The following is a 24,012-nucleotide window of genomic DNA, read 5'->3' as shown; positions in this document are numbered from 1 at the left end:
ACTGAGCACCTCAAGGAGCACAAGCACGACCACCACTCGCGTCGTGGCCTGTTCCTGCTCGTCGGTCAGCGCCGTCGACTGCTCGGCTACCTCCAGGATGTCGATATCGCACGTTACCGTGCGCTCATCGAGAAGCTTGGACTGCGCCGCTAAGCGATCAGCGTTCAATCGCGCAGAACATTCTTGAGAAGGCCGCCCCAGGTGTGGGGCGGCCTTCGTTGTTCCCGGATGCTGTCCGCGACGGTTCCTCGTCAGGAATGCGTCGCGTGGTGCAGCAGTCGTATCGAGAACGCGATCTCCCGCGTGACCTTTTGCTTTCTTGTTGGAAATCTTGATAGCTTTCCATCAGGAAACTTATTGGCGCAGAGGAAGCGGGCCGTGATGGACCAGAAACCGATGGAGGGTGCTGAGCCCTTCGCCGCTCCGAGCGCGGAGGCTGCGCACGCGTACATCGCCGAGTACGAAGCCGTCCAGATGCGGCGGGAGAATCTGCTCGATCGTCGCCGTATCGCCCGTTTCGCCGTGATCGAGGCCGTGGTGATCGCGGTTTACCTCACGGTCGGCGCCTTCACTACGGTCACCGATTCGCGCTTCATCGTCTGCCTGGGCATCTTCCTCCTCTGGCTTCAGCTCAGTGCCGAACGACGCGAGAGCATCGGAGCCACCGCGGCACCCGGGGTCACCATCTCCCGCCGCAGGCCATGGAGCATCGTCGCGGTCGTCCTCGTCTCGATCGTCCTCATCGTCGTCTATATCGCGGTGCTGCTCGAGCCGGTGCCCATGGTGCTGCGGTTCCTGCCGGGGCTGTTGGCGCTGATCGCGTTCGGAGCACCCGCGGTGCGCGCTCTGATCCGCTCGCCGCGCATCGCGGATCCGGTGCGACGACGCGCGCTCACGTGGAACGAACGCATCGCGACCATGGCGGTCGGTGCCGCCATGTCCGGAATGATCCTGTTCGTGCTGTGGGCCCAGGGTGATCTCTCTCTGATCTCCACGGGAGCACTGGTGTTCATGATCGGCTATCTCGCGCTGTGGTGCATCGGTCGCATCTCATCCCGCATGCCGGCGCTCGGCGCCGTGTGGGCCGGAGCGCAGTGGGCGACATTCGCTGCCAGTGCTGTGCTGCTGACCGCCGCGCTGGTCGTGCCGGAAGCGATGGCCGAGCACGCGGTGGCCGTGGCCATCGTGGCAGTGGGCATCCTCGCCGCATTCATCGCGGCATCCTTCCGGAGCGGACTCGATGACTGAACAGCATCCGCGTCTGCGACTGGATGACAACTTCGCCAGTCCCATCCGGTTCTCGCTCATGGCCGCGCTCCTCGACGGCGACATCCTCGATTTCGCGACCCTGGCCGGAATCCTCCAGGTCGGAGACTCCGCGCTCAGCAAGTCCATCTCGCATCTGAGTGCCGCCGGGTACATCGTCTCGCGCCGTGGGGAGGTCGGCAGTCGGCCGCGCACCTGGGTGCGGGCGACGGTGAAAGGCGCTCGCGCATTCACCGCGCACCTCGCCGCACTGCAGGAGATCGTCGAGTTCGGCGGCAGGCCCTCGTTCTGAAACGGCGATCGCCGGGTGCCCCAGCGCACCCGGCGATCGGTTTCGGGGGAGATATCAGCTCGGGCGGTTTCCGTCCGGGATCGTGATCGGGGTGGTCTTCCCGGACTCGCCCTTGTTGAGGAAAGCCATGGCGATGCCCTTGATGAGCTTGTCGAACAGCGTCGTCGATACTGGCGCGATCGGCAGCACGCCCTCGCGGAACTTGATGTACGCGGGCCAGCCATTCTTGATCGTCGCCGCAGAGATGTAGTCGCGCTTCAATCCCAGCCAATCGCCCACGTCGTGTCCGAGCTGATAGCGCGCGAACTCGTTGAGGAATCCGCGAGTCACGCCGCGGTCGATCTGAGCCGTGAGCCCGAGGAGAACCTCGGCGAGAGTCTTCCCCTCCATGGTCGGCGAGAGGATCGGCGTGAGCGCCTGGTCGGATTGGGCATGTGCATCGGCCCACGTCGCCGGGATGTACTGATCCTGCACGCCGAGCAGGTGCAGGGCGACCTGCCAATGGTGCAGGAACGCCTCCTCCTCGGCGGGGGTCATCCTGATGCCCCATTCCTTCATCTTCTTGTGCGCGAAGGTGCCGGTGCTGTGGAAGGTGACGAGGATGTCCATGTTGCTGATCGGGATCGTCTCATCGGCGACGGCCTTCCAATGCGGGGACCGGGGGAGCAGATGCCGCACGGCCGAGTGCACCATGCGGGTCTTGTTGCCGGTCACGATCATCTGTCCGCCGGGCTCGTAGGCGTTGATGTCGGTCAGGTCGTATCCGAAGGTGAATGTCTTCGCGGCCCGATCCTGCATGTCGGCGCCGCCCTTCGACCAATAGACCGACTTGGCTTCGCGCGGGATGAACGTGCTCATGATGCCGCCGCCGATGCCGTAGATCATGAACAGGTACAGGTCGCTGCGCCGATTGAAGTCGGCCGCCAGGCGAAGCTTCGTGCGATCGGCCCAGGGCGGCAGCTGCGTCGTCTGCTGGAGGAACGCGGACAGCTCTGCGGGGAAGGACGCGGGGATCGGGTCGTTGTTGTTCACCCACGCCGCCATCGCGGTGTTGATGGCGCCGGTCTGTCCGTTGATGAGGACGTCGGCCATGATGCGGTCGAGATCGTCGTCCCAGCCCCAGGACGGATCGGCGCCGTCACCGGAACCGAGGATGGAGCGGGATGGGGACCACGACCAGGCGGCGGTCGGGGCGAGGACTCCGCTGAGGCCGAGAGCGGCTCCCAGCGTGAGCACGGTGCGGCGGTTCATTTCTGGCATGAGGACACCTTTTTCCGAGATCGTCGGACCGACCGCGGACATCATCATTGATACTGCGATCCGCGTGGGAACGCTGCGGGCCGATGTGATTGCTCGTTAACATATGGTCAAAGTGCAACGGCCACAACCCCCGCTGATCGGGAGGTTGTGGCCGTTGTCTCCGGGGAGGAAGCTAATCGCCCATCACTCGGAGGCGGATGCGGCGAGCAGGTCCGCGTGGTGGGCCTCCGCGACATTCGGGTGGGCGCGCAGGCGGTAGCGCAGGGCGTTCTCGCCGTAGAGCCCGGCGATCGTGTAGGCGCCGGCCGATGTCGTGTCGCCCTCGCCGTCGCGGAGCTCCTCGGGGAGATCGATCACGGGCATCACCGAATCGAGGCTCGGGTTGAAGAAGAACGGCACGGAAATGCGGTCGTCCGGCGCCACGGGGGAGATCACACGGTGGTTGGTCGCCGTGAGGTGGCCGCCGCTGGCGAACTGCAGCATCTCGCCGATGTTCACGATGAACATGTCGTCGACAGGAGGTGCGTCGACCCAGGCGCCATCGCGCATGACCTGCAAACCGCCCTTGCCCGGCTCGACCCACAGCAGAGTCAGCACGCCGGAGTCGCGGTGCTCGCCGACGCCCTGCTGGGGATCGGGGGCATCGGTGCCGGGGTATCGCACGATCTTGATGAGTGTGGCCGGGTCGGCGAATGCCGCCTCGAAGTGGTTCTCCTCTGCGCCGAGGGCGAGGGCCCAGCTGCGCAGCAGCGTGTGCGAGACCTCCGTGAGGCGGGCGTGCCATTCCTCGACGACCCCGCGCAGCTCGGGCTGTGCAGCCGGCCACAGGTTCGGACCGATCAGACGGTTGTAGTCGGGGCCGCCCTCGACAGCATCCGCCTCGGGGCCGATGTCGATCTGCTCGCGCCAGTCCACCTTGCCGGCGGTGAGCTCCCCACCGATTCGCGTGTACCCGCGGAAGTGCGGGCTGCGCGTGTTCTCGATCGCGAGCTTGTCAGCCTCCGGGAGTGCGAAGAAATCGCGCGAGGCCTTCTGGAGGCGGCGGAGCAGCTCCGTCGGCACGCCGGTTCCGGTGAGGTAGAAGAATCCGACCTCGTGGGTCGCGTTGCGCAGATCGTCGCGGAATCGCGCTGCGGCCTCGGGTCCGCGGTCCAGTTCGGACAGGTCGAGGATGGGGAGGTTCAGATCAGCCATGCCCCGAGGCTAAATCGAAACGGGCGTCGGCGGGGCCTGTGTTACGAGTCATGCCAGAAGATATCCTGACAGCATGCCTCGGATCTGGATCTGCCTCCGTCTCGTGCTGCCCGCCGTCTGGATCGGCCTCGTCGTGGGGCTGGCTTTCATGGAGACGCCCATGAAGTTCCAGGCTCCGGGGATCACCACGGAGCTCGGTCTGGGCATCGGACGTCTCGTGTTCGTCGCTCTCGCGGCGGCGGGGTGGGGCATTCTTGTCGTCCTCACGCTCATCGCCCAGGCCCGCCCGCGCGAGACGCGCGGCGGCTGGCTCCTCATCGGCGCGATGTGGGTGCTCATGGTCGTCGAGTCGTTCGTCGTGCGACCTGCGCTCGCGGCGCGCAGCGACATCGTCATCGCCGGTGGCGACCCGGGGGAGTCCTGGTTGCACTACGGATACATCGGCATCGAGCTACTGCTGCTCGCGCTGCTGGTCTGGTACATCGTGCTCGGGGCGAAGCGCCTGCGCATCGAGTGAGCGCCGCGATGGAGATCAGCCCTGGCGGGGCCTGCGTGATCCGGTCGGGTCGTCCCGGCGGGAAGCATCGGCCGAGAGGCGGCCGTCCGAGAACAGCCACTTCGCCCGCGGCTCGATGAGCGGGCGGAACAACCACCGCACGGGGGACGTCGCGAGCAGGACCGAGAGCGCCACCGACAGGACGATGACCATGGGCAGCCAGAGCCATGTCGGTTCGGCGTTGCGCAGAATTCCGGACTCGCGGAACGGGTAGAGCACGAACGAGTGCAGCAGATACACGTACATCGTGTACTGGCCGAATCTTGTCCATCCGTGGGTTCCGCGCGGGATCAGGGCGAAGAAGCAGGCGCTCAGGAGCAGGCCGATCATGATCAGCAGCAGTCGGATGCCACCGGCCCACCATTCTTCGGCGCCGAGGTCTGCGTAGGTGTCGACGTAGAAGAACCAGCGGCTCAGGTCGACGCTGTCCCAGAGGCCGACCCAGTTCCAGGCGACGAAGGCGTCGACGGCGAGGATCGCGACGGCCACGGTGCGCAGCCACCAGGGGCGGAAATCGATGAGGCCGAAACGGGCGACGATGTCGTGCTCGCGCAGCCACCAACCGAGCACGAAGAAGGGCAGGAAGCCGAGCGTGCGCGAGAGGGAGAACGTGCTGTCGACGTTGGGCAGATAGCCCACGGCCAGAGAGATGAGCAGTGCCCAGGCGAGGGGCCAGCGCAGGAGCGCGAGGTAGGGGAGTACGAGGCGGAAGATCCCGAGGGCGAGGAGGAACCACAGGGTCCAGGACGGCTGGGTGAGGTTGGGATTCGCCTGGCCCTCGACGGCCCATTTCGTCAGGGTCCACAGCATCTCGAAGATGACGTACGGCAGCAGGATGTCGGTGATGACGCGCGCCATCTGCTTCTTCGTCGGGGGCGCTGACTTCGAGAAGTGGCCGGCGATGATCGCGAAGGCCGGCATGTGGAAGGCGTAGAACGACAGATACAGGGCCATCGCGATGTCGGAGTCGTACGTCAGGCGTTGAATCGCATGACCGAGAACCACGAGGACGATGCACGCGTAGCGCGCGTTGTCCCAGAACGGGACCCGCCTCCGCGGGCGCTCGATGCTGCCAGTGATCGGGCCTGCGGGGACCTGCGGGGCACTGCTCATCACTCGAGGCTACCTGTCGGGAATAAAATTGCCCGGGTGATGTTGGACAAGTTATATTCAACTGAATGAAAGCGGATGCTGTGGCGCCCGCTCGAGGAACGGAAACACATCATGAGCGAACAGGCACAGACCTCCGGCATCCAGTTCGGACTCTTCACCGTCAGCGACGTCACCCGCAACCCGGTGACCGGCGAGACCCCGAGCGAGGGGCAGAAGATCAAGGACGCGATCACGATCGCGAAGCACGCCGAGGAGGTCGGCCTCGACGTCTACGCCGTGGGGGAGCACCACAACCCGCCGTTCTGGTCGTCCTCTCCGACGACGACGCTCGCGGCGATCGCCGCGCAGACCGAGCGCCTCATCCTCTCGACCTCCACCACCCTCATCACGACGAACGACCCGGTGAAGATCGCCGAGGACTTCGCGATGCTCCAGCACATCTCCGACGGTCGCACCGACCTCATGCTCGGGCGCGGCAACACCGGCCCCGTCTACCCGTGGTTCGGCAAGGACATCCGCCAGGGACTGCCCCTGGCGATCGAGAACTACGCCCTGCTGCGCAAGCTCTGGGATGAGGACGTCGTCGATTGGGAGGGCAAGTTCCGCACGCCGCTGCAGGGATTCACCTCCACGCCCCGCCCCCTCGACGGTGTGGCGCCGTTCGTATGGCACGGATCCATCCGCACCCCCGAGATCGCCGAGCAGGCCGCCTACTACGGCGACGGGTTCTTCGCCAACAACATCTTCTGGCCGAAGGAGCACTACCAGCGCCTCATCGAGCTGTACCGCCAGCGCTACGCGCACTACGGCCACGGCACCCCTGAGCAGGCCATCGTCGGCATCGGCGGCCAGGTGTTCATGCGGGCGAAGTCTCAGGACGCCGTCAACGAGTTCCGTCCGTACTTCGACAACGCGCCCGTCTACGGGCACGGTCCGAGCATGGAGGACTTCACGGAGATGACACCGCTGACGGTCGGCTCGCCGCAGCAGGTCATCGACCGCTACGCCGCGATGCGCGACACGTTCGGCGACTTCCAGCGTCAGCTGTTCCTCATCGACCACGCCGGCCTCCCGCTGAAGGTCGTCCTCGAGCAGCTCGACATCCTCGGCGGCGAGGTCGTTCCGGTGCTGCGCCGGGAGCTCATGAAGAACCGTTCGCCACAGGCCCCGGATGCCACGACCCACGCGGCACGGGTGAAGGCGGTCTACGGCGATGGGCCGTCGCGTCAGGCCGTTCCCGGCGAGAACCGCGGTGACAACCTGACCGCGGGCTCGCCCTACCAGGACACCCCGGTGCCCGCCGGCGCGGCCTTCGGACTCACCGGGAAGGGGGCCTGATCATGGGCGCTCGTCGCATCGCGGTCATCTCGGCCGGACTCTCCAACCCCTCATCGACCCGCATGCTCGCCGACAAGCTCGCGGCAGCCACTGTCGCGCAGCTCGCTGCGCGCGAGATCGATGCGGAGATCGACGTCATCGAACTGCGCGACCTCGCGCACGACATCACGAACAATCTGCTCACCGGCTTCGCTCCGCAGGCTTTGGAGACCGCGCTGAACACGGTGTACTCCGCGGACGCGCTGATCGCCGTCACCCCGATCTTCTCGACCAGCTACAGCGGTCTGTTCAAGTCGTTCATCGACGTGCTCGATCGCGAGGGGATCACCGGTAAGCCGGTTCTCCTCGGCGCGAATGCCGGAACGCCGCGCCACTCGCTGGCGATCGACTATGCGATTCGTCCCCTGTTCGCCTACCTGCACGCCGTGCCCGTGTCCACCGGGGTGTTCGCCGCGTCGGGCGACTGGGGCGGAACCGGAGACGACGTGGCGCCGCTGGGCAAGCGTGTGGAGAAGGGGGCCCGAGAGCTCGCGGATGCGATTGCGAGCAGGGATGCCGCCACGAACGCGGATCCGTTCGATCCGGCGAACTACCTCGGCGAGGGGCGGTCGTTCGGTCACCTGCTCGGCGGTCTCGCCGGCGAGTGATTCCCCAGACCGTGCGGAAATGAGGATGCGGGAGCCGCGAAGCGGCTCCCGCATCCGTGCGGTCAACCGCTCTTGCGTCGGAACTCGCGCCGCGTCTGGGGAGCGTTCGCCGCGTGGACGGCGGAATCGCCGTCCAGGTGGGATTCTCCATTGCGGTGGTGCGCGTTCTTCTTCGCGAGCGCTTCCTTGAACTTGCGCTTCATATCCTCAGAGGGTGAGGATGCGCCATCTTCCGTGCTCATGCTCGTCAGCCTAGGCCATGCCCTCCCCGCCCGGGGCCTGGACCCTCGCGGCGCTTCGCAGACTAGGCTCGAGCCGTGCCGAAAGAACTGCCACCGATCATCGTCGTGAACTCCGCATCCAGTGCCGGAGGCACCACCATCGCGCGTCTGTTGCAGAAGGACCTCCCGGATGTGCGCCTGCTTCTCGGGGTCGACACGTTCCTCGACGCGCTGCCCGACTGGGCCGTGCGAGACGACGTCGGGCTGCACTTCGGTGCGGACGGGGTCGTCACCGTGGATTCTCGTTACCACGACCGAGAAGACGGCTGGTATCGGATGCTGACGGTGCTCGCCGCATCGGGTCAGCCGTTGATCCTCGACGAGGTGCTCCTCGACGGCGCAGCGGGACAGGAGCGACTGCGCAGGCTCTTCGGCGAGACCGAATCGTTCTGGGCGGGTGTGCGCTGCGATCCGGAGGTCGCGGAGGAGCGCGAGCGCAAGCGTCCCGATCGGATCGTCGGCATGGCGCGGGACCAGGCCGAACGGGTGCACGCGGGCATCGCCTATGACGTCGTGGTCGACGGGGCGCAGGAACCGCAGGAAAGCGTCGATGCGATTCTCGATGCGCTCGGTGTGTTCTGATCCATCCGAATCCGACCGGATCGTTCGCCGGAATCTTGGAACCCGCTGATAAGCTGAAGGGGTGAACACCCTCGCCCGTCACACGGATGGACGAGTCTAAACAAAGAAGGAGAGACCTCTTGGAAGGTCCTGAAATCACTGCTGCCGAGGCCGTTCTCGATAACGGCCGCTTCGGCACTCGCACTGTCCGCTTCGAAACCGGTCGCCTCGCTCAGCAGGCCCAGGGTTCGGTTGCGGCTTACCTCGACGGAGAGACGATGATTCTCTCCGCAACCAGCGCCGGCAAGCACCCGCGCGAAGGCTTTGACTTCTTCCCGCTGACCGTCGACGTCGAAGAGCGCTCCTACGCCGCGGGCAAGATCCCCGGTTCGTTCTTCCGTCGCGAGGGTCGCCCCTCGACCGAGGCGATCCTCGTCTGCCGTCTGATCGACCGCCCGCTGCGCCCGTCGTTCGTCGACGGCCTGCGCAACGAGGTCCAGATCGTCATCACGGTCCTCTCGATCGCCCCGGGCGAGTACTACGACGCTCTGGCGATCAACGCGGCCTCCGCGTCGACCCAGATCTCCGGTCTGCCGTTCTCGGGCCCCATCGCGGGTGTGCGCCTCGCGCTCATCCCCGGCCAGGGCGAGCACGCCGACCAGTGGGTCGCGTTCCCCAACGAGGCTCAGGTCTCCGAGGCCGTCTTCGACCTGATGGTCGCCGGGCGGGTCGTCACCAAGGCCGATGGCACGGAAGACGTCGCCATCATGATGGTTGAGGCCGAGGCCACCGAGAACAGCTGGAACCTCATCAAGGGCGGCGCGGTCAAGCCGAGCGAAGAGGTCGTCGCAGCGGGTCTCGAAGCCGCCAAGCCGTTCCTCAAGCAGCTCGTCGAGGCCCAGGCCGAGATGGCTTCGCACGCGTCGAAGGAGCCGGGCGTCTACCCCGTCTTCCCCGCATACGAGCAGGCCACCTACGACTTCATCGCGGCGACCGCGACGGCGGACCTCGAGAAGGTCTACCTGATCGCCGACAAGGTCGAGCGCCAGAACGCCGATGACGAGGTCAAGGACCGCGTCAAGGCCGAGGTCGCCGCAGCCGTCGATGCGGGCACGCTGCCCGCATCGGCTCTGGGCGAGGTCTCCGGCGCGTACAAGTCCGTCACCAAGGGCATCGTGCGCGGTCGCATCCTCTCCGAGGGCGTCCGCATGGATGGCCGCGGTCTGGCAGACATCCGTCCGCTCGACGCCGAGGTCCAGGTCATCCCGCGTGTGCACGGCTCCGCGGTCTTCCAGCGCGGCGAGACCCAGATCATGGGCGTCACCACGCTGAACATGCTCAAGATGGAGCAGCAGATCGACTCGCTGTCGCCCACGACGAGCAAGCGCTACATGCACCACTACAACTTCCCGCCCTACTCGACCGGTGAGACCGGTCGCGTCGGCTCGCCGAAGCGTCGCGAGATCGGGCACGGCTTCCTCGCCGAGCGCGCCCTCGTCCCGGTGCTGCCCAGCCGCGAGGAGTTCCCCTACGCGATCCGTCAGGTCTCCGAGGCGCTGAGCTCCAACGGCTCGACGTCGATGGGATCCGTCTGCGCATCGACCCTGTCGCTGCTGAACGCCGGTGTGCCGCTGCGCGCAGCCGTCGCCGGTATCGCCATGGGCCTGGTCTCGGACGAGGTCGACGGCGAGACCCGCTACGCGGCGCTGACCGACATCCTCGGAGCCGAAGACGCCCTGGGCGACATGGACTTCAAGGTCGCGGGCACGAGTGACTTCATCACGGCGATCCAGCTCGACACCAAGCTCGACGGCATCCCCACGGATGTCCTCAACGGCGCCCTGACTCAGGCGAAGGACGCCCGTCTGACGATCCTGAACGTTCTGAACGCCGCGATCGATGCTCCCGACGAGATGGCGCCGACCGCACCGCGCGTCATCAGCGTGCAGATCCCGGTCGACAAGATCGGTGAGCTGATCGGCCCGAAGGGCAAGACGATCAACGCGATCCAGGACGAGACCGGCGCGCAGATCTCCATCGAGGAGGACGGCACCGTCTACATCGGAGCCGTCGACGGTCCGTCGGCCGAGGCCGCTCGTGCGCAGGTCAACGCGATCGCCAACCCCACCAACCCGGAGGTCGGCGAGCAGTTCCTCGGCACCGTCGTGAAGATCGCCTCGTTCGGCGCCTTCATCTCGCTGCTGCCCGGTAAGGACGGCCTGCTGCACGTCACCGAGGTGCGCAAGCTCGCCGGTGGCAAGCGCGTCGAGAACGTCGAGGACGTGCTCTCGGTCGGCCAGAAGATCCTCGTGAAGATCACGAAGATCGATGATCGCGGCAAGCTGTCGCTCGAGCCCGTCATCGACGAGGCTCCGGCAGCGGATGCATCGGTCGAGGCGGAGACCGCCGAGGCGTAATCCAACGATCACGGCCCGGGCCCCGCTTCTTCGGAGCGGGACCCGGGCCGTTCTCTTTTCTGTTGTTGCTCAATCGTTATGGAAAGTTCCGCGGCTGTTCTCCGTAATGGCGGGTCCGCTCACCGGAGTGACCTACTCTCGAAGTACGCACCGGGGGGTTGTGGTTCACAGGTGCACAGCAAAACGCACGGGGGTGGATGAATGAGATTGTTCGGCGGCAGCACTGCTGAGGCGGGCATCGACGCGCCGGCACAGGCCGTTTCGCATCCGTCCGCACCGATTCCCGTGGTCGGCCCCGGAATCGGCGAGGCCGTCCGCGTCTCGCTGGGTGAGACGGGCTTCGCAACATTCCCGCTGATGCTCGGCGCGGCGGAGTTCGGCTGGAACGTCGACCTCGAGACGAGCCACGGCATCCTCGACCGCTACGTCGAGTTCGGCGGCAACGCGATCCACACCGCCGACGGCTTCTCCGGCGGTCGCAGCGAGCACATCATCGGCGAGTGGCTGCGCTCACGCGGTCGCCGTGATCGAATGACGCTCAGCGTTCGGGTCGGCGCGCACGCGGACAATCCGGGCCTCGGCTCGGTGAACCTCGTGCGTGCCGTCGAGGGTTCGCTCACCCGCCTCGGCATCGAGCGCATCGATGTGCTCCACCTCGATGCCTCCCTCGATCAGACGACCAACCTCGAAGACACGCTCGCCACGACCGAGTGGCTGCGCGATGCGGGTAAGATCTCCGCGATCGGGGCTTTCCGGTTCACGCCGGAGCGTCTGGTGGAGGCGCGTATCCTCGCCTCGGCGGGGTATCCGCGCATCGAGGTTCTGGATGAGCCCTACAACCTCATCCGCCGACAGTCCTTTGAAGGAGACCTGAGGCTTGTCGCCGCGGCGCAGAACCTCGCCGTGACGCCATCGCACGCGCTTGAGCACGGCTTCCTCTCCGGGCGGCACCGAAGCAAGGCGCTGATGTCCCGCGGCGTGCGCGGCGAGCAGCTGCGCGGGCATCTGAACCGCCGCGGCATTCGAATCCTCCGCGCGCTCGACAGCGTCGCCGGCGAGCTGGAGGCGCCGGTCGCGGCGGTCTCGATCGCCTGGCTGCTCGCGCAGCGCACGATCGTGGCGCCGATCGTCAACGCCTTCGCCGCCCAGCACGTCGATGAGCTCATGCAGGGAGCCGGAATCGCGCTCTCGCGGGCACAGCTGGGGGAGCTCACGCGTGCAGGAGATTGAATCCGTCCGCACCGCAGCGCCGATCCCCGGGTAGGCTGGATATGCCCCGGTGGGGCCGGCGATGAAGCGAGCGGGTTGTGACGCACTATATATATCTGGTCAGACACGGTGAACACCAAGATGCCGAGCACGGCATCGATGACGGCCCCCTTTCCCCTCGAGGGCAACGGCAGGCGGAACTGATCGCCGATCGCCTTTCCGGGCTTCCGCTCGATGCGGTCTGGCACTCGCCGTTGCTGAGGGCAACCGAGACGGCGCGCGCAATCGCGGAGCGTCTTCCCTCCGTGGATCCGCAGCCGTCGGCGCTGCTCTTCGACTGCGTGCCCAGCGGTATGACCGAGGACACCCCCGCGGCGTACGAACCGTTCTTCGGGTCGGTCACCGAGGCCGAGGTCGAGGCGGGCAGCGCCCAGATGGCGGATGCGGTGAACGAATTCCTCGTGCGCAAGCAGGGCGATGTGCACGAGGTGCTCATCACGCACAACTTCGTCATCTCCTGGTTCGTCCGGGAGGTGCTGGGCGCGCCCGACTGGCGTTGGATGACTCTGAACCAGGCGCACTGCGGTCTGACGGTGATCGCTCAGAAGCAGGGCCGCCCGTGGTCGCTGGTCAACCACAATGAGCTCGGCCATCTGCCGGTCGAGCTGCGGACCGGCCTGCCGGAGCCGATGCCCGTTTGAACCTGCGAGCCTGGCCGGGGCCATGCTGCGCGCGGAATAGACTGGGCGCATGACCAAGAAGGTTGCCCTCGTCGGCGGTACCGGCAAACTCGGCTCGATCATCCGGCAGGTGATCGATGATCTGGAAGGCTTCGAGATCGTGCGTGTGCTGACCTCGTCGAGCGATCTGTCGGAGATCGACGGAGCCGACCTCGTCGTCGACGCGTCGACGCCCCAGGTGAGCGTGGAGGTCGTCCGTGCGTCGGCCGAGCGCGGGATCAACGTGCTCGTCGGAACATCCGGTTGGTCGTCGGAACGGATCGCGCTCGTGCGTCCGCTCGTCGAGGCCGCCGGCACCGGCGCGGTCTTCATTCCCAACTTCTCGCTCGGTTCGGTCCTCGGCTCCGCACTGGCCGCCGCGGCGGCACCGTTCTTCCCCTCGGCCGAGATCATCGAGGCCCACCGCGATACGAAGATCGACTCGCCCAGCGGAACGGCGGTTCGCACTGCGGAGCTCATCTCCGCCTCCCGCTCCGAGGTCGGCCCGGTCAGTGCCCCGTACATCGACCAGCGGGCTCGCGGGCAGGAGGTGGCGGGGGTGCCGGTGCACTCGCTGCGCCGGCCGGGTGTCATCGCCCGTCAGGATGCTGTGCTCTCCGGCCCGGGAGAGTCGCTCACCATCACGCACGACACCGTGGACCCCGCTCAGGCGTATGCCCCCGGCATCCGACTCGCCGTGCCGTTCGCGGTCGAGGCGCGCGGAGTGGTCGTGGGGCTCGAGAACATGATCGACATCGGCATCCAGGCGCGCGCATGATGACGCGCATCGGGGTCGGCCTGATCGGTGCGACCCTGGTCCTCTACTTCATCCTCATGGGTCAGAAGGCCATACTGTTCATCCTCAGCGGTGAGCCCGTCGGCGTCGCGATGGGACTCGCCCTGATGGTCCTGCCGCCGATCGGCGCGTGGGCGCTCTTTCGCGAGATCCAATTCGGTGTGCAGGCGCAGAAGCTCGGAACCCGTCTGGATGCCGAAGGGGGCATGCCCGTCGCCGAGACCGAGCTCACGCCGAGCGGGCGCATCGCGAAGTCGGATGCCGACGCTCTCATCGACCGCTATCGGAACGAGGCCGAAGCGGGCGGAGACGACTGGCGCGGGCGGTACCGCCTCGGTGTCGTCCAGGATGCCGCGGGCCGGCGCAAGGACGCACGGGCGAGCATCCGGGAAGCGATCCGTCTCGCCAAGCAGAAGGCCTGATCAGGCCCTCTGCCCGGCGAGCAGCGGAATCAGGCGAGTGAGGCCTCGAGGGTGATCTCGATCCCGGCGAGGGCCTGGGAGACCGGGCAACCGGTCTTCGCGCTGTCGGCGATCTGCTGGAACTGTTCGGCCGACAGGTCCGGGACGGAGGCCTGAACGTTCAGGTGGCTGCCGGTGATGCCGGTGCCGGGGACGAAGGTCACGGAGGCGGACGTGCGCACGCTCTCCGGCGGGGTGCCGTTATCGCTCAACGCGTGCGAGAGCGCCATGCTGAAGCACGAGGCGTGGGCGGCGGCGATCAGCTCTTCCGGAGTCGTCGTGCTGTCGGAGCCCTCGCTGCGGGCCTTCCAGTCGATCGGGAACGTTCCGATCTGCGAGGAGGTGAACTCGACGGTTCCGGATCCCTCCAAGAGGGATCCCTTCCATGCGGTGGTTGCTTCGCTGGTGATGGCCATGGTTCCTCCAGAGGTCGGCGGGATGTCTCGCCAGCCTAGCCGCGGCGGCGCGGGTATCGTGAGAGGCATGAGCGCCGCCGTCCCCACCCCGTACGAAGACCTCCTCCGCGACGTGCTGGAGCACGGTGCACACAAGGACGACCGCACCGGAACGGGCACGACGAGCGTGTTCGGGCGGCAGATCCGCTTCGACCTCGCCCAGGGCTTCCCGCTCATCACCACCAAGCGAGTGCACTTCAAGTCGATCGCGTACGAGCTGCTCTGGTTTCTCCGAGGCGACTCGAACGTGCGCTGGCTGCAGGAGCACGGGGTCTCGATCTGGGACGAGTGGGCCGATGCCGACGGCGACCTCGGCCCGGTCTACGGCGTGCAGTGGCGCTCGTGGCCGACGCCCGACGGCGGCAGCATCGACCAGCTCGCGCAGGTGATCGAGCAGATCCGGCAGACGCCGGACTCCCGCCGCATCATCGTCTCGGCATGGAACCCGGCCGACATCCCCGACATGGCGCTGGCGCCCTGCCACGCGCTCTTCCAGTTCTACGTGGCCGACGGCAAGCTCTCCTGCCAGCTGTATCAGCGCAGCGCCGACATGTTCCTCGGCGTTCCGTTCAACATCGCCAGCTATGCGCTGCTGACGATGATGATCGCCCAGCAGACAGGCCTCGAACCCGGCGACTTCGTGTGGACCGGGGGAGACGTGCACATCTACGACAACCACGTCGATCAGGTGCGCGAGCAGCTCAGCCGCGAGGCGTACCCCTACCCGACCCTGCGCTTCACCCGAACGCCCGAGTCGATCCTCGACTACTCCTACGACGACTTCATCATCGACGACTACCAGCACCACCCGGCCATCCGTGCGGCGGTGGCGGTATGACCCGGGTCGGTCTGATCTGGGCAGAGGCCGCGGGGGGCGTCATCGGAGCCGAGGGCGGGATGCCGTGGCATGTTCCCGAGGACCTCGCGCACTTCAAGGACGTGACGATGGGGAGCCCCGTGGTCATGGGGCGCAAGACCTGGGACGCGCTCCCGGAGCGGTTCCGGCCGCTTCCCGGGCGCGAGAACATCGTGATCACCCGTCAGCAGGATTGGACGGCCGAGGGCGCACGCCGTGCGGCGGATCTTCCGGCGGCGGTGCGAGGGCTGGACCGCGTCTGGATCATCGGCGGCGCCGAGATCTTCCGCCAGATGATCGGAGAGGCCGACCGTCTCGAGGTCACGGAGCTCGACCTCGCGGTCGAGGGCGATGCCCATGCCCCCGACCGCGCCGGCTGGCGGTTGGCCGATGAGGGCCAGTGGCAGATGTCCCGCACGGGAATCCGCTACCGCTTCCTCGGATACGAGCGCTGATGCCGACCGCGATGATCACCGGCGCCAGCGCCGGACTCGGCGCCGAGTTCGCCCGGCAGCTCGCCTCCCGCGGCGCCGACCTCGTACTCGTCGCCCGCACGCTTAGCGCGCTCGAAGCCCTCGCGGAGGAGCTCCGCGACCGGCACGGCGTGCTCATCGAGGTGCTTCCCGCGGATCTGTCGGTCGCTGAGGACATCATGGCGGTTGCCGACCGGATCGCCCAGGAGCAGCATCCGATCGATCTTCTCGTGAACAATGCCGGTTTCGGCCTGCCCCTGCACTTCGCGGACAACGACATCGACGAGGAGGTGCGCCACCTGCGCATCCACGTCGAAGCACCCATGCGCCTCATGCACGCGGCCCTGCGGGCCATGCGGGGCCGGGGCGGACGCATCATCAACGTGGCATCCGTCGCCGGTTTCATCTCGCGCTCGACGTATTCGGCCTGCAAGCAGTGGCTGATCGGCTTCAGTCGATGGGCGAATGCGGAATACTCCCGAGATGGCGTCAGCGTGATGGCGCTGTGCCCGGGGTTCACCCACACGAGCTTCCACGAGCGGATGGGGCTTGCACCGGGAGCGGAGGGCATCCCTGCCTTCGCCTGGCTGAATGCGGAGCATGTCGTGCGGGTCGGGCTGAGGGATGCTGCGCGGGGGCGCGCCGTCTCCGTGCCGTCGCTGCGCTACAAGGCCGCCGTGGTCCTGACGAAGGTGCTCCCGTCGTCGATCACCGCGGGTGCGGCGCGTCGAGGACGCGTCTGACACGGGTCGAGGCTGTGGGGTCGGCGTCGCTCAGGCGAAACGCCCGAGATGGATGCCCGCGTAGGCGAGAGCCGCGATCGTCTCGCCGTCCGTGATCCGCCCATCGGCGATCATCCGCAGCACATCTGCGAAGGCCACCCAGGACACATCCTCGATTCCCTCCTCGGCTTGCGCGTGGTCGTCTCCGGGGTGCAGGACGCGTGCGAGGAAGACATGCTCTGGAGCAACGCAGACGCCGTTCAGTGCGTTCATCCGGCCGAGCTCGGTCCATTCGTCCGCACGGAGCCCGGTCTCCTCGAGCAGCTCTCGCTGCGCCGCGGCGAGAGGGTCCTCGCCATCGCTCCCGCCGGCGGGGATCTCGACCGATCGACCCGTCGTGTAGCGCTCCAGAGTGACCAGGCAGATGCGGTCGAGCGCGTCGAGCGCGATGATGAAGACGGCCGGATGCCGGGCGCTGACGACACCGTAGATGCCGTCGCCCGCAGGGCCCGTCACGGTGTCTTCCCGCACCGATATCCAGGCGTTCTCGTAAACGGTGCGGGTGCCACGGGTGAGCCAACTCATGCCGGTGAGCCTATCCGGGGAGGAGGTGCCGTCGGCGAACCGATACGCTGGGAACCATGACGCATTCGGGAAACCCCTTCGGACAGGTCCTCGTCGCGCTCGTCACTCCGATGACGGCCGATGGTGAAGTCGATTGGCCCGCCGTCGAGAAGCACATGGACGACGTCATCACCGGTGGTGCAGATGGAATCGTTGTGACGGGAACGACCGGTGAGACCTCGACCCTCACGGATGCCGAGAAGCTCAAGCTCGTCGAGGTCGGCAAGTCCGTCTCGGCGGGGCGCGCCAAGATCATCACGGGCGGTGGCTCGAACGAGACGGCGCACGCGATCGAGCTGTACAAGGCCAGCGAGAAGGCCGGCGCCGACGGCATCATGATCGTCACGCCCTACTACAACAAGCCGACCCAGGCCGGAATCCTCACGCACTTCCGACTCGTCGCGGACTCCACCGACCTTCCGGTCATCCTCTACGACATTCCGGGCCGTGCGGGCGTGCCGATCAAGTACGAGACGATCCTGCGCCTCGCGAAGCACCCCAACATCCTCGCGGTCAAGGACGCCAAGGGAGACTTCAGCGAAGTCAGCCGGGTGCTGAACCAGACCGATCTGATGTATTTCTCGGGTGACGACGCCAACGCGCTGCCGCACATGGCGATCGGCGCGACTGGCCTGATCGGCGTGACCGCGAACATCACCTCCGCCCCGTACCGCACGATCGTCGACGCCGTGAACCGTGGCGACCTCGCGACCGCGACCGCCGAGCATAAGCGCCTCGAGCCGCTCGTCCGCGCCGTGATGACGCATGTGCCCGGCACTGTATCGGCGAAGTACATCCTGCACGGACTGGGCCGAATCTCGAGTCCCCGCGTGCGTCTGCCCCTGGTCGGACCCGAAGAGTGGGAGGCCGCGATCATCGAGGACGACCTCGCTCTCGTCTCCGACCTCCCGGGTGCCGATTTCTCGAACTTCCGCCCCGACCGCAACGCGGCCGCCGGCGGTGCGCTGCCGAAGGTCCACGGCACGACGCGCTGAGACGCCGGACGCGATGAACGCGTCCACACCATGAACGGGCACCTTCGGTGTCCGACGGAGGAGACACCAATGACCACCCCCATCGCCGCCCCCGCGCCGCTCGCCGCGGGCACGCTCCGCGTCTTCCCCCTGGGAGGGCTCGGCGAGGTCGGGCGCAACATGACGGTCTTCGAATACGAGGGGAAGATCCTCATCGTCGATTGCGGCGTGCTGTTCCCCGAGGACCACCAGCCCGGCGTCGATCTGATCCTGCCGGACTTCGAGCCCATCAAGGACCGCCTCGACGACATCGTGGGCGTCGTGCTCACGCACGGCCATGAAGACCACATCGGCGCGGTGCCGTACCTGCTGCGCCTGAAGAGCGATATCCCGCTGATCGGATCCGGGCTCACGCTCGCGCTCGTCGAGGCCAAACTCAAGGAGCACCGCATCAAGCCCTTCACCCTGACGGTGAAGGAGGATCAGAAGGAGAAGGTCGGTCCGTTCGACCTCGAATTCGTCGCGGTCAACCACTCCATCCCCGATGCGCTGGCCGTCGCGATCCGCACGCCCGCGGGCATGGTGCTCGCCACCGGCGACTTCAAGATGGACCAGCTGCCGCTCGACGGCCGCATCACCGACCTTCGGGCATTCGCCCGGCTCGGCGAAGAGGGCATCGACCTGTTCCTCGTCGATTCGACCAACGCCGACGTCCCGGGGTTCACTCCCACGGAGAAGTCGATCGGCCCGGTCCTCGACCAGGTGATCGCCAAGGCCACCCGTCGCGTGATCGTCGCGAGCTTCTCCAGCCACGTGCACCGCGTGCAGCAGGTGCTCGACGCGGCTCATGCCAATGGCCGCCGCGTCGCGCTCCTCGGCCGCAGCATGGTGCGCAACATGGGCATCGCCGCCGATCTCGGCTACCTCAAGGTGCCCGACAACGTGCTGATCGACTACAAGAAGGCCAAGGACATCCCGGACGACAAGATCGTCTACATGTCGACCGGTTCGCAGGGCGAGCCGATGGCCGTCCTCAGCCGCATGGCGAACCTCGATCACGCGATCGAGCCGGGGGAGGGGGACACCGTCATCCTCGCGTCCAGTCTCATCCCGGGCAATGAGAACGCGGTGTACCGCGTCATCGACGGCCTGACCAAGCTCGGCGCCAACGTCGTGCACAAGGCGAACGCGCGGGTTCACGTGTCGGGCCACGCCGCCGCCGGTGAGCTGATCTACTGCTACAACATCCTCAAGCCGAAGAACGTCCTCCCGGTTCACGGCGAGTACCGTCACCTGATGGCGAACGCGAAGCTCGCGCAGGAGACGGGCATCCCCGAGGAGAACACGATCCTGGCCTCCAACGGCACGGTGATCGACCTCAAGGACGGCGAGGCCCGGATCGCCGGACAGTACGACATCGGCTTCGTCTACGTCGATGGTTCGACGGTCGGCGAGATCACCGACGCAGATCTGAAGGATCGCCGCATCCTCGGCGAGGAGGGCTTCGTCTCGATCATCGTCGTGGTGGATGCTGCGACCGGCAACATCATCTCGGGGCCGGAGATCCACGCACGCGGCATCGCGGAGGACGATTCCGTCTTCGACAGCGTGACGCCGAAGATCGTGGCCGCCCTCAAGGAGGCCTCCGGGAACGGCGTGCGCGATACGCATGCGCTGTCGCAGGTCGTGCGCCGCACGATCGGCCGCTGGGTCAACCAGAAGCTGCGCCGTCGTCCGATGATCGTCCCGCTCGTCATCGAAGCGTGATGCCGATCGCCTCATCGGAACCCCGGTCAGGGAGCCGATGAGGCGGAAAGCCGCGTCATTGCGCGGCGATGTCGGTGCTCGACCGTAGTCTTGGAACATGGCCAGGAGCACTACCAAGACCTCACGCGCGTCCGAGAAGGCTCCTGCGCGCTCCAAGGCGCAGGCAGCTCCGAAGAAGTACATCGACGACGTCGACAGGCCGCCGTTCCCGGTGCGCGCCTGGGGCGGTCTCGCTCACGCCGTCGGCGGTCTCTTCCGTGCCTTCGGTCCGGAGACCCTCGAGAAGGACCAGCGGCGCGATGGTTTTCCGCTGCTGCTCGTCGTCCTCGCGTGTCTGGGCGCCGTCGATGAGTGGTTCTTCATCGGCAATGAGATCGCCCAGAACATCAGCGCCTACTCCGTGGGGTTGCTCGTGGGGCGCACGGCGTTCCTCATGCCCGTGCTGCTGCTCATCCTCGCCGGCTGGTTGTTCCGCCATCCATCGTCGGTGCACGACAACGGGCGAATCGGAATCGGCTTCGGACTCTTCGTGCTCTCGATCGCCGGCATCTGCCACATCGCCGGTGGGGTGCCCCAGCCGAAGGACGGCATGCCGGCGCTCAGCGCGGCTGGCGGCCTCTTCGGATGGATGCTCGGCCAGCCGCTGTCCTACCTGACCGACATTCCGGCTTATATCCTGCTGAGCCTGCTTCTCGTGCTGAGTCTGCTCATCATCACGAAGACCCCGCCGAATCGCATCGGTTCGCGCCTGGGCGATCTGTACGCCTGGATGTTCGGGGCCGAACGCGCGGAGACGAAGGTCGAGGCGTCGGCCGCAGCATCCGACGCCGACCTCGTCGACATCGCCGAAGACGATGCCCTGCCCTGGTGGCGGCGCAACAAGACCGGGCGTGAAGAGGACCCCGATGAGGGTCTCGGCTCCCAGGACGTCACCGAGCTGCTGACGCCGACGGCGCAGACGACGACGAAGCAGATGCCGATCGATGTCGCGAACGAGAAGACCCCCTACGACCAGTCGGTCGTCGTCGCGGCGCCCGATGCGGGCGACGCGGTCACCGAGGTCCTGACGGACGTCGAGAGCGTCATGGCGGGCCTCGGCGCGCCCGGTGCGACGACCCTGCTCGACGACTACGGTGACACGGGCGAGCAGCCCGAGCTGCCCGGACTGTCCGGCTTCGGCACGGACGGACCGGGGGATCGCGGCCTTCATGCCCCGAGCACCCCGTATGCTCTGCCATCCACGGCCGTGCTGAGCGAAGGGCCGCCACCGGTGGTGCGCTCGGAGGCCACAGACCGTGTGATCCAGCAGCTGACCAGTGTGCTCGAGCAGTTCAAGGTCGATGCCAAGGTCACGGGGTTCTCGCGCGGTCCGACGGTCACCCAGTACGAGGTGGAGGTCGGTCTCGGGGTCAAGGTCGAGAAGATCACACAGCTGTCGAACAACTTCGCCTACGCCGTCGCATCCAACGATGTGCGAATCCTCTCGCCGATCCCCGGCAAGAGCGCGATCGGCATCGAGATCCCGAACGCCGACAAGGAGATGGTCGCCCTCGGAGATGTGCTCCGCTCGCCCGCGGCGCAGAAGAGCACGCACCCGATGACGATCGGCGTCGGCAAGGACGTCGGCGGAAACATCGTCGTCGCCAACCTCGCCAAGATGCCGCATCTTCTGGTCGCCGGTTCCACCGGTTCCGGTAAGTCCAGCTTCGTCAACTCGATGATCACGAGTCTGCTGATGCGCGCGCGCCCGACCGATGTCCGCATGGTGCTGATCGACCCGAAGCGCGTGGAGCTGACCAGCTACGCCGGTGTGCCGCACCTGATCACCCCCATCATCACGAACCCGAAGAAAGCCGCCGAGGCGCTGCAGTGGGTCGTGAAGGAGATGGACATGCGCTACGACGACCTCGCGTCGTTCGGTTACCGTCACATCGACGACTTCAACAAGGCCGTCCGCGCGGGGGAGATCGTTCTGCCTCCCGGCAGCGAGCGCGTGCTCAAGCCCTACCCGTACCTGCTCGTCGTCGTCGATGAGCTCGCCGACCTCATGATGGTCGCCCCGCGCGACGTCGAAGATTCGATCGTACGCATCACGCAGCTCGCCCGGGCCTCCGGCATTCATCTGGTCCTCGCCACCCAGCGTCCGTCCGTCGATGTCGTCACCGGCCTCATCAAGGCCAACGTGCCGTCCCGGCTCGCGTTTGCGGTCACGAGCGTGACCGACAGCCGCGTGATCCTCGATGCTCCGGGCGCAGACAAGCTCATCGGTCAGGGCGACGCACTGTTCTCCCCGATGGGCTCGTCGAAGCCGTTCCGCCTGCAGGGCGCCTGGGTCGAGGAGAGCGAGATCGATGCGGTCGTCAAGCATGTCACCGCGCAGGCGCGTCCGGAGTACCGCTCCGATGTGCAGGAGGCGATGGAGCCGAAGAAGAAGGAGGTCGACGAAGATATCGGCGACGACCTCGAGGTGCTCCTCGCTGCGGCCGAGCTCGTCGTGTCGTCGCAGTTCGGATCGACATCGATGCTGCAGCGCAAGCTCCGTGTCGGGTTCGCGAAGGCGGGCCGTCTCATGGACCTGCTCGAGTCGCGTGAGATCGTCGGCCCTTCTGAAGGCTCGAAGGCCCGCGATGTGCTCGTCACCGCGGAGCAGCTCCCCGCAGTGATGGCGAAGCTGCGCGGCGAGGATGCGCCCGCCGCCCCTGCGGCGACGACGGCGCCCGCCGCCGCACCGGTATCGGATCCCGCCGATGCTCCCGGATATGACCCGATCGAAGCACAGTTCGCTGGACTGCCGGTGGTCGAAGACGATGAAGGCGATGAAGACGCCTGGAGCCTGACAGGACGCGATTGATGGCCATTCCCCGGCAACTGCCCAATGCGATCACCATCGCGCGTATTCCTCTCGCGGTCGTATTCTTCGTCCTTCTCCTGCTCGGCGGCACATACGGCTTCGACGACATCACGCTGCGCTGGGTCGCCGGGGCGCTGTTCGTCCTCGCGATCAGCACGGACTGGGTCGACGGCTATCTCGCTCGCAAGTACGACATCGTCAGCGACTTCGGAAAGCTCTGGGATCCGATCGCCGACAAGCTCCTCACGGGCGCGGGTTTCGTCGGGCTCGCGATCCTCGCCGAGTGGCCGTGGTGGGTCGTGATCGTGATCCTCGTCCGCGAGTGGGGGATCACGATCCATCGCTTCATCGTCGCGAGCAGCCACATCGTCGCCGCGGCATGGATGGGCAAGGTCAAGACCGCGCTGCAGGGCGTTGCGCTCGGCTGGTGCCTGCTGCCGCTTCACGACCTCGTCGGCTTCGACGTGTGGACGCTGGTCGGGGCGGTGCTGATGTGGGCGACACTGGCCATCACGATCCTCAGCGGAATCGACTATGTGCTGGCGCAGATTCGCGGAGGCAAGGCCTCGGCGCGATGAATGACGCTAAGCGCCTCGTCTCCGCTCTCCTCGAACAGGGGTGGACGCTGGGAATTGCCGAGTCGCTCACCGGGGGTGCGCTCGCTTCTGAGGTGGTTTCCGTTCCCGGATCGTCGGGGACGCTGCTCGGCGCCGTCGTCGCCTACGCGACCCCGGTGAAAGCGACGCTGCTCGGCGTCGAGGAGTCTCTCCTCGACGAGCATGGGCCTGTGCACGCGCGGGTGGCCGAGCAGATGGCCGAAGGGGTGCGCAGCTGCGTCGCGGTCGAAGGCCGGGTGGCTGATGTCGGGGTGTCGACGACAGGGATCGCCGGGCCCGCCTCGCCGGACGGGCAACCGGTCGGCACAGTGCACATCGGAGTCGCCGGCCCGTTCGGAACGAGTTCGGAGCGCTTCGTGTTCTCCGGTGGGCGCGCGGAGATCCGCGAGCAGACGGTTCAGTCAGCGATCGCGTTGCTTCTGCGTTCTCTCGAGGAATATCGTCACGGTAACCGCGGTTGTTAGTGACGTGGTTGTCATAGATGCGTTCACATCCAAAGCACAGCGGGAAACGGTAACGTTTTGTTCGCCAGGTCGGGTTAGACTGGCGATCCGTTTGGAAGA

The 24,012-nt window shown here is 66.6% G+C and carries 26 protein-coding genes; 20 read left to right on the top strand and 6 right to left on the bottom strand.

Translation table 11 applies throughout. The features are described from left to right. From rpsO to Q0Z66_RS04275, 3 genes are all read left to right on the top strand, one after another. Nucleotides 1-153, top strand: a 153-nt coding sequence (gene rpsO, locus Q0Z66_RS04285) for a 30S ribosomal protein S15 (protein WP_298038174.1), incomplete at its 5' end; no start/stop codon positions are given. A gap of 225 nt (nt 154-378) precedes the next feature. Beyond that, nucleotides 379-1,248: a hypothetical protein gene (locus Q0Z66_RS04280; RefSeq protein ID WP_298038171.1), complete on the top strand. Its 870-nt coding sequence runs from the start codon at nt 379-381 to the stop codon at nt 1,246-1,248. Then, complete coding sequence (locus tag Q0Z66_RS04275; RefSeq protein ID WP_298038170.1) at nt 1,241-1,558, top strand: transcriptional regulator; 318 nt, start codon at nt 1,241-1,243, stop codon at nt 1,556-1,558. The genes Q0Z66_RS04280 and Q0Z66_RS04275 overlap by 8 nt, the downstream gene beginning before the upstream one ends. 54 nt (nt 1,559-1,612) lie before the next feature. Here Q0Z66_RS04275 and Q0Z66_RS04270 read toward each other — a convergent pair whose 3' ends face one another. Together Q0Z66_RS04270 and Q0Z66_RS04265 are read right to left on the bottom strand one after the other, a co-directional pair. Continuing rightward, on the bottom strand, nt 1,613-2,818 hold the full coding sequence (locus tag Q0Z66_RS04270) for an oxygenase MpaB family protein (RefSeq protein WP_298038168.1): 1,206 nt from the start codon (nt 2,816-2,818) through the stop codon (nt 1,613-1,615). A 183-nt stretch (nt 2,819-3,001) separates the two neighbouring features. Then, nucleotides 3,002-4,012, bottom strand: a complete 1,011-nt coding sequence (locus Q0Z66_RS04265) for a 2-oxoglutarate and iron-dependent oxygenase domain-containing protein (RefSeq protein ID WP_298038165.1) — start codon at nt 4,010-4,012, stop codon at nt 3,002-3,004. A gap of 73 nt (nt 4,013-4,085) precedes the next feature. Between Q0Z66_RS04265 and Q0Z66_RS04260 the strand changes: the two genes are divergently transcribed. Further along, nucleotides 4,086-4,529 carry a hypothetical protein gene (locus Q0Z66_RS04260; protein ID WP_298038162.1) on the top strand — a complete coding sequence of 148 codons (444 nt, stop codon included), beginning with the start codon at nt 4,086-4,088 and terminating at the stop codon, nt 4,527-4,529. Between the two features lie 15 nt (nt 4,530-4,544). Here Q0Z66_RS04260 and Q0Z66_RS04255 read toward each other — a convergent pair whose 3' ends face one another. Further along, nucleotides 4,545-5,681 (bottom strand): acyltransferase family protein, encoded by a 1,137-nt coding sequence (locus Q0Z66_RS04255; RefSeq protein WP_298038159.1) that lies wholly within the window; start codon nt 5,679-5,681, stop codon nt 4,545-4,547. 111 nt (nt 5,682-5,792) lie between these two features. Here Q0Z66_RS04255 and Q0Z66_RS04250 point away from each other — a divergent pair, with 111 nt between their 5' ends. Beyond that, nucleotides 5,793-7,019 carry an LLM class flavin-dependent oxidoreductase gene (locus tag Q0Z66_RS04250; protein WP_298038156.1) on the top strand — a complete coding sequence of 409 codons (1,227 nt, stop codon included), beginning with the start codon at nt 5,793-5,795 and terminating at the stop codon, nt 7,017-7,019. A gap of 2 nt (nt 7,020-7,021) precedes the next feature. Next, nucleotides 7,022-7,666: an FMN reductase gene (locus Q0Z66_RS04245; protein WP_298038153.1), complete on the top strand. Its 645-nt coding sequence runs from the start codon at nt 7,022-7,024 to the stop codon at nt 7,664-7,666. Between the two features lie 62 nt (nt 7,667-7,728). On the opposite strand, the gene Q0Z66_RS04240 is transcribed toward Q0Z66_RS04245, so the two are convergent. Further along, on the bottom strand, nt 7,729-7,908 hold the full coding sequence (locus Q0Z66_RS04240; protein WP_298038150.1) for a DUF5302 domain-containing protein: 180 nt from the start codon (nt 7,906-7,908) through the stop codon (nt 7,729-7,731). Between the two features lie 75 nt (nt 7,909-7,983). Here Q0Z66_RS04240 and Q0Z66_RS04235 point away from each other — a divergent pair, with 75 nt between their 5' ends. From Q0Z66_RS04235 to Q0Z66_RS04210, 6 genes are all read left to right on the top strand, one after another. Continuing rightward, nucleotides 7,984-8,529, top strand: a complete 546-nt coding sequence (locus Q0Z66_RS04235; protein ID WP_298038147.1) for a chloramphenicol phosphotransferase — start codon at nt 7,984-7,986, stop codon at nt 8,527-8,529. A 119-nt stretch (nt 8,530-8,648) separates the two neighbouring features. Beyond that, on the top strand, nt 8,649-10,925 hold the full coding sequence (locus tag Q0Z66_RS04230) for a polyribonucleotide nucleotidyltransferase (protein WP_298038145.1): 2,277 nt from the start codon (nt 8,649-8,651) through the stop codon (nt 10,923-10,925). A gap of 201 nt (nt 10,926-11,126) precedes the next feature. After that, nucleotides 11,127-12,155 carry an aldo/keto reductase gene (locus Q0Z66_RS04225; protein WP_298038142.1) on the top strand — a complete coding sequence of 343 codons (1,029 nt, stop codon included), beginning with the start codon at nt 11,127-11,129 and terminating at the stop codon, nt 12,153-12,155. A gap of 77 nt (nt 12,156-12,232) precedes the next feature. After that, nucleotides 12,233-12,835: a histidine phosphatase family protein gene (locus Q0Z66_RS04220; RefSeq protein ID WP_298038140.1), complete on the top strand. Its 603-nt coding sequence runs from the start codon at nt 12,233-12,235 to the stop codon at nt 12,833-12,835. 49 nt (nt 12,836-12,884) lie between these two features. Next, nucleotides 12,885-13,631, top strand: coding sequence for a 4-hydroxy-tetrahydrodipicolinate reductase (dapB, locus tag Q0Z66_RS04215; protein ID WP_298038137.1), 747 nt, complete (start codon nt 12,885-12,887; stop codon nt 13,629-13,631). Next, nucleotides 13,628-14,071, top strand: a complete 444-nt coding sequence (locus tag Q0Z66_RS04210; protein ID WP_298038134.1) for a hypothetical protein — start codon at nt 13,628-13,630, stop codon at nt 14,069-14,071. Before dapB ends, Q0Z66_RS04210 begins: the two co-directional genes overlap by 4 nt. Before the next feature lie 29 nt (nt 14,072-14,100). Here Q0Z66_RS04210 and Q0Z66_RS04205 read toward each other — a convergent pair whose 3' ends face one another. After that, a complete protein-coding gene (locus Q0Z66_RS04205) occupies nt 14,101-14,526 on the bottom strand; it encodes an OsmC family peroxiredoxin (protein ID WP_298038132.1) in 426 nt (141 codons plus the stop codon). A 67-nt stretch (nt 14,527-14,593) separates the two neighbouring features. Between Q0Z66_RS04205 and Q0Z66_RS04200 the strand changes: the two genes are divergently transcribed. Genes Q0Z66_RS04200 through Q0Z66_RS04190 form a run of 3 tightly spaced genes read left to right on the top strand, consistent with a single transcriptional unit; the run spans nt 14,594 to nt 16,637 of the window. Continuing rightward, nucleotides 14,594-15,403, top strand: coding sequence for a thymidylate synthase (locus tag Q0Z66_RS04200; protein ID WP_298038129.1), 810 nt, complete (start codon nt 14,594-14,596; stop codon nt 15,401-15,403). After that, the gene (locus Q0Z66_RS04195; RefSeq protein WP_298038126.1) at nt 15,400-15,876 is read left to right on the top strand and encodes a dihydrofolate reductase; all 477 of its coding nucleotides are present in this window, start codon (nt 15,400-15,402) and stop codon (nt 15,874-15,876) included. Before Q0Z66_RS04200 ends, Q0Z66_RS04195 begins: the two co-directional genes overlap by 4 nt. Next, on the top strand, nt 15,876-16,637 hold the full coding sequence (locus Q0Z66_RS04190; RefSeq protein WP_298038123.1) for an SDR family NAD(P)-dependent oxidoreductase: 762 nt from the start codon (nt 15,876-15,878) through the stop codon (nt 16,635-16,637). Before Q0Z66_RS04195 ends, Q0Z66_RS04190 begins: the two co-directional genes overlap by 1 nt. A gap of 30 nt (nt 16,638-16,667) precedes the next feature. Here Q0Z66_RS04190 and Q0Z66_RS04185 read toward each other — a convergent pair whose 3' ends face one another. Beyond that, nucleotides 16,668-17,201: an NUDIX hydrolase gene (locus Q0Z66_RS04185; RefSeq protein ID WP_298038121.1), complete on the bottom strand. Its 534-nt coding sequence runs from the start codon at nt 17,199-17,201 to the stop codon at nt 16,668-16,670. A 56-nt stretch (nt 17,202-17,257) separates the two neighbouring features. Between Q0Z66_RS04185 and dapA the strand changes: the two genes are divergently transcribed. From dapA to Q0Z66_RS04160, 5 genes are all read left to right on the top strand, one after another. After that, nucleotides 17,258-18,235 carry a 4-hydroxy-tetrahydrodipicolinate synthase gene (gene dapA, locus Q0Z66_RS04180; protein ID WP_298038119.1) on the top strand — a complete coding sequence of 326 codons (978 nt, stop codon included), beginning with the start codon at nt 17,258-17,260 and terminating at the stop codon, nt 18,233-18,235. Between the two features lie 69 nt (nt 18,236-18,304). Continuing rightward, a complete protein-coding gene (locus Q0Z66_RS04175) occupies nt 18,305-19,981 on the top strand; it encodes a ribonuclease J (protein WP_298038117.1) in 1,677 nt (558 codons plus the stop codon). Nucleotides 19,982-20,078: 97 nt separating this feature from the next. Beyond that, the gene (locus Q0Z66_RS04170; RefSeq protein WP_298038115.1) at nt 20,079-22,832 is read left to right on the top strand and encodes a DNA translocase FtsK; all 2,754 of its coding nucleotides are present in this window, start codon (nt 20,079-20,081) and stop codon (nt 22,830-22,832) included. Beyond that, nucleotides 22,832-23,410, top strand: a complete 579-nt coding sequence (pgsA, locus tag Q0Z66_RS04165) for a CDP-diacylglycerol--glycerol-3-phosphate 3-phosphatidyltransferase (RefSeq protein ID WP_298038113.1) — start codon at nt 22,832-22,834, stop codon at nt 23,408-23,410. The genes Q0Z66_RS04170 and pgsA overlap by 1 nt, the downstream gene beginning before the upstream one ends. Continuing rightward, entirely contained in the window at nt 23,407-23,913 is a 507-nt protein-coding gene (locus tag Q0Z66_RS04160) for a CinA family protein (RefSeq protein WP_298038111.1), read from the top strand. The genes pgsA and Q0Z66_RS04160 overlap by 4 nt, the downstream gene beginning before the upstream one ends. Nucleotides 23,914-24,012 lie beyond the last annotated feature (99 nt).

The sequence above is a fragment of the uncultured Microbacterium sp. genome, assembly GCF_947632095.1.
Lineage (GTDB): Bacteria > Actinomycetota > Actinomycetes > Actinomycetales > Microbacteriaceae > Microbacterium.
This window is presented reverse-complemented; position numbering and strand designations above follow the sequence as displayed.